The following is a 428-nucleotide window of genomic DNA, read 5'->3' as shown; positions in this document are numbered from 1 at the left end:
GCGAACCGACGTCTGTCGATTCTTGTGTCGCCAACGCACCGAGAGTGCTGTTGGTGGTGCTTAAGCCGGTGGAGAGTGAACTGACGTTGCTGTTCGCGGTGCTGAGGCCGGTGCTCAATGAGCTCACGCCACTTTGTGCTGCGCTGATTCCAGTCGAGGCGGAAGTCGAGAGGCTCGTGACGTTGCTGTTGGTCGTGCTCAGGCCCGTCGACAGCGAACCGACATCCGTCGATTCCTGAGTCGCCAGCGTACCGAGATTGCTGTTGGTGGTGCTCAAGCCGGTGGAGAGGGAGCTGACACCGCTCACCGCGGTGGCGAGGCCGGTCGAGGTCGAGGTCGAGAGGCTCGTGACGTTGCTGTTGGTCGTGCTCAGGCCCGTCGAGAGTGAACCGACATCCGTTGATTCCTGTGTTGCCAGCGCACCGAGA

At 61.7% G+C, this 428-nt stretch carries 1 protein-coding gene; it reads left to right on the top strand.

The window, feature by feature from the left end:
- Positions 1-239, top strand: a 239-nt coding sequence (locus tag D7S89_RS28190) for a hypothetical protein (RefSeq protein ID WP_281273171.1), incomplete at its 5' end; no start/stop codon positions are given.
- Positions 240-428: the final 189 nt, after the last annotated feature.

The sequence above is a fragment of the Trinickia fusca genome, from assembly GCF_003628145.1.
Lineage (GTDB): Bacteria > Pseudomonadota > Gammaproteobacteria > Burkholderiales > Burkholderiaceae > Trinickia > Trinickia fusca.
This window is presented reverse-complemented; position numbering and strand designations above follow the sequence as displayed.